Below are 12,679 nucleotides of genomic sequence, written 5' to 3' on the forward strand. Positions count from 1 at the left end.
TTGCCAAGGCAGGGTTCCTGCCGGTGGCTGGGGCTAGTTCTTCTCGAGAGAATTCCAAACCTTCGTGGTCCAGGCTTCCTCGGGGGCGTTCTTCGCGTTCGCAGAAGTACCGTCCGCCTTCGTGGAGTCCTCGGTAATGCCGGTGACCACGTAGGGGGTGTCGCCGGGGTTCACGTAGTAGAGGCGGCTACGTGCCTGCTGACGAACGTAGTTGTCGTCGTTCCACCAGGTCTGCTCCGCCTTCAGCTGGGCGTTCTCCTGTTGCAGCTGGGAAATGTGCGTGTTGATCTGCTTGATTTCCCGGTCCTGGTCAATGTAGGTGACCACCGGGTATGCGGTACCGAGCGCAATCACGCCCACCACAACAGCGGTCAGGAAGCTACGACCGGAGAACATATGAGCCGCCACGGGGGCATCGTATCCGCCTTCTTCACTGCCCTGCTGGGCTGCGGCGCGGCGGCGGGCACGCTCCTCACGGCGAGCCTGCGCCTGACGTTCACGCTCGGGGTGGCGCTGGTTCAAGCCCACGCCGAAGAAAAGGGCACTAGCCTTTTTCATCAGGGAGGTGCGGGCTTCCTTAGCGGCGCCACGCGGTTCTTCGGAGGTGGTAGCGCCCTGAGCGGGTTCGGTGGAACTCTTAGAGTGCGACCGGGTCTGCTGGTTTGCTCGCTGGCTCATTGCTCTGTCCCTCGTTCCATTCTGTACCGCTAAGCGCTTCCTTCATATTCTACCGGGTTCGTAGCACCACTTTTCTTCACGGATGGGGCAGGAGCTGAGGATTATAAAATCTGTCGTTGACGCAGAATATCGAGCAAATCCTGCGATTTTTCAGCATCAACTTTTCGGATGAACCACTTACCTGACGCATCAATCTTCTCAAGATCACCACTATTTAGAAGAGCGGGGTTCTCGCGTTCAGGATCCCAATCAATGTAATGGTGATAAACTTTGTTCTCTTCCTTCATAGTTCCAGGAACAAGCTGACCATCGGTATCCCAGTTGGTAGCATGTTCCTTCGCAGAAGAATTCAGGAGAGCAGTGGCACCCCAAATCTCATCAGAAACGTGGGTTTTCCGCAAGAACTTCTGCATAGCCTTGCCCTGATTGGAATCAAGGAATTTCACCATTGCCAGCGCTCCTTCACGAGAAACAACCCAAGAAGAAGAGCCACGGTAAAACTGCACCGGATACTTCATGCGAGGCCGACGAGAGTAGTATACGTCCCAAAGTTTCTGAACCAGGGCGTACACCTTATTGCCCAAACGCGCCTTCAAGTCATAGGAACGCGGGTACTTCAAAACAGTATAGAACTGCGTACCAGGTGCCATTGCGTAGAAGTTCATCCAGCATCGGTCACGGTTCTCTTCTCGGCCTAGGTACTCAATGTATTCAGTGAGCGGACGAGCCGGATAATCTTGGCCAGACAAGAAAATATAGTGATGAGCGTCGGGGTAGGTTTGCAGAGCCTCACGCAGCAGAACCTGCATAGCACGTGTCAGGGAATAACCTCCCCAGTTAACGTTAAACCGGCGGCTTACAAAATGAGCATCAGCAGTTTCAAATTCCTGCAAATTAGCTTTTTTATCAATAAAAGCGACTGTTTCTCCACCCGAGTTTTTAATGATTCGGGTGAGTTCAAGAAATTGCTGAGGTCGCGAATGGGCGAGGATCATAAAACATACAGTCATGACAGTCCTTTAAGAAATTGAGTGGAAAGATCTGGGTGTCCTATCAAGGCATAAAAAATAAGGCCGCACCGCAACTACCAGTCATGAATCACATCACGAGATAGTCAGGTACGACCCGATTAGCCGAGCAGAGAGCACCAGTTAGCTCATAGGCTTAAGCCGTCAATTGACGCATTAAACCAGTTGAAAGTATGAAGCGTGAGTGAGTATATACCCAATATTATATGCCTCTGACAAGGAAAAACCGGGCCGACCCACAATACATAACGTGATGAATTACCTCACGATGTATTGGGATCGACCCGGCCTGTTCAGGGAAGTTCAGCAGAGCATCCCCTTATAAGCTTTCAAGCGTCATTATGCCTTGAAACGGGGGAATGCGGACTTGCCAGCGTAAACAGCTGCGTCGCCCAGCTCTTCCTCGATGCGCAGCAGCTGGTTGTACTTAGCAACGCGCTCGGAACGTGCGGGAGCACCGGTCTTGATCTGGCCAGCGTTGGTTGCAACAGCCAGGTCAGCGATGGTGACGTCCTCGGTCTCACCGGAACGGTGAGAAACCATGCAACGGTACTCGTGGCGCTGTGCCAGCTCCATTGCATCCAGGGTCTCGGTCAGCGAACCAATCTGGTTCACCTTCACGAGCAGAGCGTTAGCTGCGCCCTCTTCGATACCGCGAGCCAGACGCTCGGGGTTGGTCACGAACAGGTCGTCACCGACGATCTGGACCTTGTCACCGATCTGCTCGGTCAGGGTCTTGTAGCCCTCCCAGTCGTTCTCATCCAGGGGATCCTCAATGGAAACCAGGGGGTACTTTGCAACGAGGTCAGCGTAGTATGCGCTCATCTCAGCTGCGGACTTCTTCTGGCCCTCGAACTCGTATGCGCCGTCGTTGTAGAACTCGGAGGATGCAACGTCCAGTGCCAGTGCAACCTGCTCGCCCGGCTTGTAGCCAGCCTTCTCGATTGCCTCAACGATCAGGTCCAGTGCAGCTGCGTTGGACTCCAGGTTGGGTGCGAAACCACCCTCGTCGCCCAGGCCGGTTGCCAGGCCGCGGTCGTGCAGCACGGACTTCAGGGAGTGGTAAACCTCAACACCTGCGCGCAGAGCGTCAGAGTAGTTGTCGAAGCCGATGGGAGCAATCATGAACTCCTGGATGTCAACGTTGGAGTCTGCGTGAGAACCACCGTTGAGGATGTTCATCATGGGGACGGGCAGAACGTGAGCGTTCGGGCCGCCGAGGTACTTGTACAGGGGCAGGTCAGCGGACTCAGCAGCAGCCTTAGCAACAGCCAGGGAGACACCCAGGATTGCGTTTGCGCCCAGCTTGCCCTTGTTGTTGGTTGCATCCAGAGCAATCATGGCTGCGTCAACAGCGCGCTGGTCGGAAGCCTCAATGCCGATGACCTCTTCAGCGATTTCTTCGATAACAGACTTCACTGCGCCCAGAACACCCTTGCCCAGGTATACGGACTTGTCGCCATCGCGGCGCTCAACAGCTTCCCACTCACCGGTGGATGCGCCCGAGGGCACAGCTGCGCGTGCGAAAGCACCGTCTTCGAGCAGAACCTCAACCTCAACGGTCGGGTTGCCACGGGAATCCAGGATCTGGCGTGCGTGAACTGCGGTAATAACAGCCATGAATTGTTCTCCTTATGAGATGTCAAGGATGTGAACGGCTCACCCGGTAGTGGACAAGTCGCGTCCCCTAAATTCTAGCAAAACTCCCACACAAACACACTAGTTGCCACCGCTTTTTTATTGCCTTAATGAAGGTCTAGATAACCCTTAGTCAGGCGCTACAAAGCGGAACAAGACCCACACTCCCCCACATTGTGAGGGTGTGGGTACTCGACCAAAGCACAACATGAGCCCAAATGCCGGGGCATGTGCCACGAGCATCCTCACGGTTGCCCAACACAACCCCAAACAAACAGAAGGCGCTTTGAAACCTTTCATTCCCTCAGAGAACAGATTTCAAAGCGTCTCACAGAAGAACTCAACCAGCGTTTCTAATAGCTCGGCTCATCATGCGTATGCTGAGCAATATAGCGACGAGTGTACGAACGCAGGGCACGCTCCGGATCCAAACCATTACGCTGTGCGCGGCTCACCAACGCAAAGAGCAGCTCGCCGAATTCCTCTTCAGTGTGCATATAGCGCAGGTCGTCCTCCATGCTCGTGGGCTCCGGCGGCAGAATAATACCCGCCTTACGTGCCTTCACAGCAGTCTTCTCAGCCATAGCGAGCGCCGGCAGATGCGGTGGAATACCATCCAGCGCGCCACGGTCGCTCTTCTCCTTCTTCTTCAACGCATCCCACGCCGCCTGCTGCTCAGCCGCGGTGCGAGGCGCCTCCGAAGAGCCCTCAGACTCAGCCGCAAACACATCGGGGTGGCGCGAACGAAGCTTCTGCACAAGGCCCTCAACCACCTGCACGATGTCGAAGCCCTGCGGGTTTGCCGCAGCAATATCAGAGTGGAACACCACCTGTAGCAGCACGTCGCCCAGCTCCTCACGCAGCAGCGGCATATTCGGCTCGCCGCCGGTTTCTACCGCCTCGACAACCTCGTAGGCTTCCTCCACCAGGTAGCGGATTAGGGAGGCGTGAGTCTGCTCAGCATCCCACGGGCAACCGCCCGGTGCGCGCAACAGCGCCATGGTTTCCACCAGGGTGCCGAAGGCTTCAGCCGCGCGGGCGGCGGTGTCCTGAACGTTCTGCGCCGCAGAAGCCTCAGGAGTATTAGGGGTATCAGTCATAACAATCTTCCTCATCGAAAAAATGACAAACATAGCGCGCCGCGCCGACCCCCACACGGGGAGCCGGCGCGGCGCACCTTACAAGGTTTTAGAGGTTCCAGTGCGAAAGCGCGCTCGTCATATGAGCCGGGATCTTCGAACCCAGACGCGGGAACATGCGCAGCTCCTCAACATAACGCTCAGCATCCAGCGGACGCGGGTAGGTGACAAACGCCTGCTCATTCGCATAATCGAATGCCGCCTGAACCGGCACGCCCGGGGTGAAGGTCAGGCTCATAGCCAGCGGCGAGCCCTCACCCTCGCTGTACGAGTCGGTCTTCAGCGCCGGAATGTCCAGCAGGGTTTCGGGAATCAGCTCGAAGGTACGGACCTGCTCCCAGAAGCCGTTGCGGCGCACGTGGGTCAGGGCGTCGTAGTAGGAACCGAGGGCGCGTACACGAATCAGCACGGTAGTGGCGTCCTTTGCGGTGCCGTTCTCGCCGAAGAGGTGCTCGACGACCGGCGCCAGACGCTGAGCGACCTGAGCCTCGGTCAGAACCAGGTTACCGGCTGCCAGCTGAGTCTCCGAGGGAACCAGCGGGCTCTGCACCGCGGCGGAGGGGGTGTCCGGCTCAGCCACGATGGTGGGCAGCTGGTTGAGCTCGCTCAGCGCGGATGCCGAGATGCTGGAGGAGATACCTGCCGGGGTGCTCTCCGGCAGGGCAACCGGGGTGGTCGCCGCAGCGGGTGCCGCCTCTGCTACAGGTGCTGCCGGTGCAGTCTGAGCGGTAGCCTCGGAGGCGGGCGCAAGCGCTACGGGAGCCTCAGCAATCTTAGCTGCGGGGGTCACCTCAACGATCTTGAGCTCAGCGACCTTCTCAGCGGGCTCTTCCTGAACGCCGGTAGCCTTCGCAGCGGCACCGGCGGTGCCCACTGCGGCAGCTGCGGCAAGAGCACCAGCCAGGCCGGGTGCCACAGATGCGCTCTCAGCGACGGGCTCAGCGTCTTCCAGGGCAGGTGCCTCAGCGTGCGCTTCAGCGGAAGCAGCGGAGGTCTCCTGCTCAGCCAGCAGTTCAGAGTCGTCCAGGAACGCGGGCAAGGCGGGCTCTTCAGCCTTCTCTGCGACCGGCTCATCAGCAGATTCCTCAACGGGCTGGGTACGATCCAGAGTGAAGGACTCAGCAACCACGGGAGCGGCAGCCTTCTGTTCCTCGACAGCCGAAGCTTCCTCAGCGGGTGCTTCCTCAGCAACTGCGGCAGTTTCCTCAGCGGCAGGAGCTTCTTCCTCTGCATCCAGCTTCTTCTGAGCGTTGGCAACGATGGCAGCCAGGGCGGCTTCCATGTCTTCGCCAGACTCATCAAGCTCCTCAGCGGAGGTCTCAGAAGCCTCAGATGCCTCAGCGGCAGACTCTTCAGCCTGCTCAGTCTCGGGCTCTACGGTAGCCGCACCGAAGACCGGGTCGTTCTCGTAATCGTGCTCGAATTCAGCTTCAACCGGCGCAAACTCAGCCTGGGCAGGCTGGGCAGGCTGGGCAGAAGCTTCAACAGCCTCCTCTACGTCTTCCTTCTCCTGCGCAGAAGCGACAGCAGAACCAGCCACAGCAGTACCGGCCGCAGCAAGACCTGCAGCAGCCGCCAGGCCCGAAGAGGCAGGCTCTTCAGCAGATTCAACAGCGGCCTCAACCTCGTTAGCTACCTGCTTCTGAGCAAGCTCAGCCTCCAGCTCACGCTCAATAGCCTCACGTTCAGCCTCAACCGAGTCAACGCTCTGAACAGCAGCTTCCTGAGGCTCATCCTGCGAGGTAGCCTCAGCGGCCTCAGCGGTCGCAACGGGCTTAGCCTCGACAGCGGAGCCTTCCAGCAGGAAGCTTTCGTCGGTAGTCTGACCGTCCGCAGCACCCAGGTAGGATGCGTGAACCTCCAGGCCGTCCCCCAGACGCGGGTTCAGGGAGACCGCCGCACGGTTCCAGGTCGCGCCGGCCTGCTGAGCCTCGGTGTACAGTGCCGCCACGGGCGCGAACCAGTCAACACCGGGCACCACAATGCCGGTTTCAACCTCGCGACCGCGGTGCAGCAGACGGTAGTGCATGTCCTCATCTACCTGGCGCAGTTCCAGGCTCATGGTGCCCGAACCGCGGGTGCGCATGAGCTCCGCCAGGCTGTAGAGAGCGCGCTGCTTGGGGAGAGCGGGCAGGGTTGCCGCACCCTCGGCGGGCTCGCTCAGGATGATGGACTCGGCAACCAGCTCAGCCTCATCTTCGCTGAGCTTCTGCTCAGCTTCCTTCAACTCTGCAGCGGGCTCCTTAGCAGACTCTTCACGAGCGGAAGCCTCCTGCTTCTCCGCTTCCTTCTTGTCGATGGCCTCTGCGGTCAGGGCGACACCCTGAGAGGTGCCCTTCTCAGCCTTCTCCTCAGCCTTCTCCTCAGCCTTTTCAGCCTTTGCGGCGGAGGCAACAGCAGCGGCAGCAGCCACGGGTGCAGCAACAGCGACAAGAGCAGGAGCTACAGAGGCGCTCTTGGCAGGCTCACCTTCCTCAGAAGCGGAACCTTCAGCTGCGGAGTCCTCAATCTTGGTAGCAGGCTCTTCCGTAGCGGTTTCTTCCACGGTGCTTTCTTCAACAGCGGAAGCGTCAAAGATCAGCTCTGCGGTGTTCTCTTCTTCAGCGTCGAAGTCCTCAGCCTCGAGCGCTTCATGCTTCTCCTCAACGGATACAGCGGAGAGCAACTCGGTCTCATCAGAGACCGCGTCTTCTTCCTCAGTAAGTTCAGATGCCAGCAGTTCGGGTGCCTCAACGACGGCCTCAATCGGCTCTTCCTCACCAGCGGCAACAGGCTCTGCAGCCTCTTCTACGCCTGCGGTAAGGTCAATGGTCTCTTCGGCTTCGAAGTCTTCAGAAACCTCAGCAACAGGTGCGGGTGCCTCAGAGGCCTCAGCGTCTTCGACAGATTCAGCAGACTCTGCTTCCTCGGCAGCTACCTCATCAGCAGGAGCTTCTTCAGCGATTACCTCATCGGAGGCGACCTCGCCAAAGGTCTCCTCTTCGCTATCGAGGGTGATGCCCAGGCGTGCCGCATAGGCTGCCGCCAGGTCGTCCAGACCGGTGTTCTGTGCCTCGGTGACGGCGGCGCGGGTACGGGCAGCCTTCATGTCTTCTACGGTCAGGGACTCCTCAGCATCAGCGGGAGCATCCTCAGATGCAGGCTCAGATACAGAATGAGCGTTCTCAGACTTGTTGTCGGTGGGTTCTACAGATGCTTCGACGACCTCATGTTCTTCGCTGTCTTCTGCCTCGCCTACAGTCTCCTCAGCGACCTCAGCGGCAGTATCTTCGGTGTTCTGGGCACGCACAGCACGCAGGTGCTCCTCAAACTGGGAACGCGCGTCCTCAGCGGCATCCTTAGGTTCCTCAGCCTCTACAGATGCGTCCTCGGCTTCAGTCTCTTCGTCATCACGCAGGAATGCGGGGGTAGCGGGCTTAGCAGCCTCAGCAACCGGGGCGGCTTCTTCTTTAACGTCCTGGACCTCAGTAATCTGCTCGACCTCAACAGGCTCCTCAGAATCCTGGGGGAAAGCGCCAAGCGCCGCCAGCAGGCTACGGCGCTCCTGCTCCTCCGCCTGTTCCTCGGTCAGCTCCTCAGCAGCGGAAGATTCTTCAACCTTCTCATCGCCGTGCAGGAGGGCACGCTTGAGATCCTCAACAGCGCGGTGCTCCTCGCTCTGCTCTTCGTCGTGGTTCTGGTGGCGTGCGCTCTCAGACTTCACGAAGCGGCGCAGGGAGTCCTCCCACTGCTGCTGTTCCATAATCTTCTGGCTCAGTCGTGCATTCTTGGGAGCGTCTTCGCTTGCCTGTTCTTTCTGAGCCTTGGCAGTTTCGGCGCTCTGTTCTTCGCGCGACTGTTCATCCAACTTCTTCTTGCCGATTCCAAAGAAGCTCATTGGGTGTCCTCCTCCGGCGTGCGCCGTGTGATGATGCGCTATCTCCTTCATCCCCCGAGGGTGTGTGAGCACGGGGTCGGGAACATAACGCAAATGTCCTCATAATCCTTTTAATTCTATCGCGTGCATAGAGTTTCACCCCGTCACTCGGTGAGAGGTAACGGGGTGAAACTTGTACAGCTTTCAAGGCTTGATGCGGCTATATAGCCGTACTTTCAAGCCTGGCTTATAAGCTTTCGAAAAGCTCTTTAGCGTGCCTCATCGCGGATGGGGTTTGCCGCCTTCGCTGCCTTCGCCAGCTCAAAACGGACGGCACGCAGGGCAGTTGCCGCCATGACGCGCACACCAATGCCGATCGCCTGCTCGCTCGGGGCGTAATCACCCTGGTGCAGATCATAGGTGGGGTCGCCGGGGGCGCGGGTACCCAGGCGGAACATGGAGCCGGGAACTTCCTGCAACATCCACGCGAAGTCTTCGCCGCCCATGGACTGCTCGACCAGCACGATGGAGTCTTCGCCCAGCTCGGCGCGAGCCGCGTTCTCCAGCATGGTGGTTTCCAGGTCGGTGTTGACGACCGGGGGCACGCCGCGGATGTGCTCCACTCGCGCCTTCACACCGAAGGGCACAGCGACCTGCTCGATGACTTCATCCAGCAGGTTGCCCGCCTGGCGCCAAACCTCAACGTCCAGGCAGCGCATGGTGCCCGCCAGGTAGCCTTCTGCGGGGATAGCATTGGGGGCAACACCGGCACTGACCTGGCCCCATGCCACCAGCACGCCCGAACGCACGTCGGTGCGGCGGGTCAGCACAGCGGGAACCTGTACAGCAATCTGGCTCATCGCATAGATGAGGTCTTCGGTCAGGTGCGGGCGGGAGGTGTGGCCTCCGTGGCCGCTCAGGTGAATCTTCACAGTATCGGAGGCGCTAGTAATCGCACCGATACGGGTACCAATCTGGCCCAGGTCCACCTTCGGGTCGCAGTGCAGGGCGAACGCACGCGGAATGTCCTTGAGCAGACCCTGCGAAATCATCTGCACCGCGCCACCGGGCAGCTGCTCCTCAGCGGGCTGGAAGAGAATACGGACGCTACGGCCCAGCGGGGTCTTCTCGTTCAGCTCATGCAGTGCCAGCGCCACGCCGAGCATGACGGTCTGGTGAATATCGTGGCCGCAGGCATGCATCACACCGGGCACGGTGGAGGCGTAGGGCAGGTCGGTCTGCTCAACAATGGGCAGAGCATCAATATCGGCGCGCAATGCCACGGCGAAGGGGCCGCTTCCAATGTCGACGTAGCAGCCGGTTCCTTCGCAAGCGACCGGGTTCATGCCGGCTTCTCGCAGTCGATTCATGAGGCGCTCAGTGGTCGCCACCTCACGGAAGGAAAGCTCCGGGTTAGCGTGCACTTCGCGGCGGAACTGCACGAGGGTACCCATCATGCGCTCCACCCAGTCGTCAAAGACGGGGGTAGACAAATCGTAGCGAGAATTAGCGAAAACCATACACAGTAGAATAACGCCGCACACCGAGGTTTACCTACCTACTCCCCCTTTCTGACAGCCCTCGAGAATATCTATGACTTTATGACAGATTGTGAAGAGTTTTTGTGTGCCCCGGAGCCCCGATTGATGCTCTGTTCAGCCTTTTCTGCCGGGCCTTTTCTGTCAAACAATTCAAGCCGCCACCCGGTGTGGGTGACGGCTTGAATCGTCAATGCTGTATCAGCTGATACCGCGTGCTCAGATTAGAGCGAGCGGCTCAGGATTGCCTGCTTCACCTCGGCAATAGCCTTGGTGATCTGGATGCCACGGGGGCAAGCCTCGGTGCAGTTGAAGGTGGTACGGCAACGCCATACGCCTTCCTTATCGTTGAGGATCTCCAGACGCAGGTCGCCTGCATCATCGCGCGAGTCGAAGATGAAGCGGTGTGCGTTCACGATAGCGGAGGGGCCGAAGTACTGACCGTCGGTCCAGAAGACCGGGCAGGACGAGGTACATGCTGCACAGAGGATGCACTTGGTGGTGTCATCGAAACGTGCACGATCCTCAATGGTCTGCAGGCGCTCACGCTCAGGCTCGTTCGAGTCGTTGATGAAGAACGGCATGATTTCGCGGTATGCCTGGAAGAAGGGCTCCATGTCAACGATGAGGTCCTTTTCGCAGGGCAGACCCTTGATGGGCTCAACGGTAATCGGCTTGGACAGGTCAAGGTCCTTCAGCAGGGTCTTGCAAGCCAGGCGGTTACGGCCGTTAATGCGCATTGCGTCCGAGCCACAAATACCGTGTGCACAGGAGCGGCGGAAGGAGACGGAGCCGTCTACTTCCCACTTGATCTTGTGCAGGGCATCGAGCACGCGGTCGGTGCGGTACATGGTCAGCGGGAATTCGTCCCAGTAGGCCTCGGAGGAAACTTCCGGGTTGTAGCGGCGAATCTTGATGACCACATCGTAGGTGGGGATGGAATCGGAGTCGCCGCCGGTCATACCCTCAAACAGCTTGACGGATTCCGGTTCGGGGAGTTCGTTTTCAGCCATTTTAGTACTTACGCTCCTTCGGCTCGTAGCGGGTGTAGACAACGGGCTTGGTTTCGAATCGCAGGCCCTTGACACCCTCAAACTCGGATTCGGGGTCGAGGTAGACCATCGAGTGCTTCATGAAGTTGACGTCGTCACGCTTGGGGAAGTCCTCGCGGTAGTGACCACCACGGGATTCCTTACGGTGCAACGCGCCAACGGACATGACCTTTGCCAGCTCAATCAGGAAGCCGAGCTCGACAGCCTCGAGCAGGTCGAGGTTGAAGCGCTTGCCCTTGTCCTGGATGGAGATGTTCTTGTAACGCTCTTCCAGTTCAGCAATGGTTGCCAGTGCTGCGCGGATGGTCTCGTCGGTACGGAACACCTGCATGTCAGCTTCCATAGCCTTCTGCAGGTCTGCGCGGATAGCGCCGACCTTCTCGGTGCCCTTGCCTTCGAGGATGCCGTTGAGCATGTTCAGAACGCGATCTGCTGCGTCATCCGGAACGGGTACGAACTCAGCGGATGCTGCGTACTCTGCAGCCTTGCGGCCTGCACGCTTACCGAACACGTTGATGTCCAGCAGGGAGTTGGTGCCCAGACGGTTTGCACCGTGGACGGACACACAAGCAACCTCACCAGCTGCGTAGAGGCCGGGGATGGTCTCCTTGCTGTTGTGGTAGACCTCGGTCTCGTTGTTGGTGGGGATACCGCCCATTGCGTAGTGTGCGGTGGGGAACACCGGGATGGGCTGGTGGTGCGGTTCCACTGCCAGGTAGGTACGAGCGAACTCGGTAATATCGGGCAGCTTCTCATCGATGTGCGAGGGCTCCAGGTGAGTCAGGTCCAGCAGCACGTAGTCCTTGTGGGGACCGCAGCCGCGGCCTTCGCGCACCTCGTTCGCCATTGCACGTGCCACGATATCGCGGGGTGCGAGGTCCTTAATGGTGGGTGCGTAGCGCTCCATGAAGCGCTCACCGTCAGCGTTACGGAGAATACCGCCTTCACCACGAGCACCCTCGGTGACGAGAATGCCCAGGCCAGCCAGGCCGGTCGGGTGGAACTGAACGAATTCCATGTCCTCCAGGGGCAGGCCTGCGCGCAGTGCGATAGCCATGCCGTCACCGGTGAGGGTGTGCGCGTTGGAGGTGGTCTTGAAGATCTTGCCACAACCGCCGGATGCGAAGATCACGGACTTAGCCTGGAAGACGTGAACCTCGCCGGTTGCCAGGTCGTAGGAGACGACGCCGGCGGGGCGGGGCTTGCCCTCTTCGTCCTTGACCAGGATTAGGTCGAGAACGTAGAACTCGTTGTAGAACTCCACATTGTGGCGAACGCAGTTCTGGTAGAGGGTCTGCAGAATCATGTGGCCGGTACGGTCAGCTGCGTAGCATGCGCGGCGCACAGCGGCCTTACCGTGGTCACGGGTGTGGCCACCGAAGCGGCGCTGGTCGATGCGGCCTTCGGGGGTTCGGTTGAAGGGAAGACCCATCTTTTCCAGGTCGAGCACAGCGTCGATAGCTTCCTTAGCCATGATTTCTGCTGCGTCCTGGTCAACCAGGTAGTCGCCACCCTTGACGGTGTCAAAGGTGTGCCACTCCCAGTTGTCCTCTTCAACGTTAGCCAGAGCGGCGCACATGCCACCCTGTGCCGCACCGGTGTGGGAGCGGGTGGGGTATAGCTTGGTCAGTACCGCGGTGCGAACTCGCTGACCGGCCTCAATGGCGGCACGCATACCTGCGCCGCCGGCACCGACGATCACTACATCGTACTTATGTACCTGCATGATGTTCTTTCTGTGTTTTAGATG

At 58.9% G+C, this 12,679-nt stretch carries 8 protein-coding genes; all 8 read right to left on the reverse strand.

Annotation, left to right across the window (positions count from 1 at the left end):
* Positions 1-33 precede the first annotated feature (33 nt).
* A complete protein-coding gene (locus HMPREF2605_RS05605) occupies positions 34-678 on the reverse strand; it encodes a septum formation initiator family protein (protein ID WP_049352122.1) in 645 nt (214 codons plus the stop codon).
* 101 nt (positions 679-779) lie between these two features.
* A complete protein-coding gene (locus HMPREF2605_RS05610; RefSeq protein WP_080973343.1) occupies positions 780-1,688 on the reverse strand; it encodes a beta-1,6-N-acetylglucosaminyltransferase in 909 nt (302 codons plus the stop codon).
* A 357-nt stretch (positions 1,689-2,045) separates the two neighbouring features.
* Positions 2,046-3,326, reverse strand: a complete 1,281-nt coding sequence (gene eno / locus HMPREF2605_RS05615) for a phosphopyruvate hydratase (RefSeq protein WP_049341512.1) — start codon at positions 3,324-3,326, stop codon at positions 2,046-2,048.
* A gap of 371 nt (positions 3,327-3,697) precedes the next feature.
* Positions 3,698-4,444 (reverse strand): nucleoside triphosphate pyrophosphohydrolase, encoded by a 747-nt coding sequence (locus tag HMPREF2605_RS05620; RefSeq protein WP_005506837.1) that lies wholly within the window; start codon positions 4,442-4,444, stop codon positions 3,698-3,700.
* A gap of 88 nt (positions 4,445-4,532) precedes the next feature.
* Positions 4,533-8,360: an ornithinee aminotransferase gene (locus HMPREF2605_RS05625; protein WP_070847305.1), complete on the reverse strand. Its 3,828-nt coding sequence runs from the start codon at positions 8,358-8,360 to the stop codon at positions 4,533-4,535.
* Positions 8,361-8,608: 248 nt separating this feature from the next.
* Complete coding sequence (locus tag HMPREF2605_RS05630; RefSeq protein WP_049346821.1) at positions 8,609-9,859, reverse strand: amidohydrolase; 1,251 nt, start codon at positions 9,857-9,859, stop codon at positions 8,609-8,611.
* 242 nt (positions 9,860-10,101) lie between these two features.
* Positions 10,102-10,890 (reverse strand): succinate dehydrogenase iron-sulfur subunit, encoded by a 789-nt coding sequence (locus HMPREF2605_RS05635; RefSeq protein WP_005506828.1) that lies wholly within the window; start codon positions 10,888-10,890, stop codon positions 10,102-10,104.
* Between the two features lies 1 nt (position 10,891).
* Entirely contained in the window at positions 10,892-12,655 is a 1,764-nt protein-coding gene (gene sdhA / locus HMPREF2605_RS05640) for a succinate dehydrogenase flavoprotein subunit (RefSeq protein ID WP_049346822.1), read from the reverse strand.
* Between the last annotated feature and the right edge of the window lie 24 nt (positions 12,656-12,679).

Source organism: Rothia sp. HMSC065C03 (genome assembly GCF_001837295.1).
In the GTDB taxonomy this organism is placed as follows: Bacteria; Actinomycetota; Actinomycetes; order Actinomycetales; family Micrococcaceae; genus Rothia.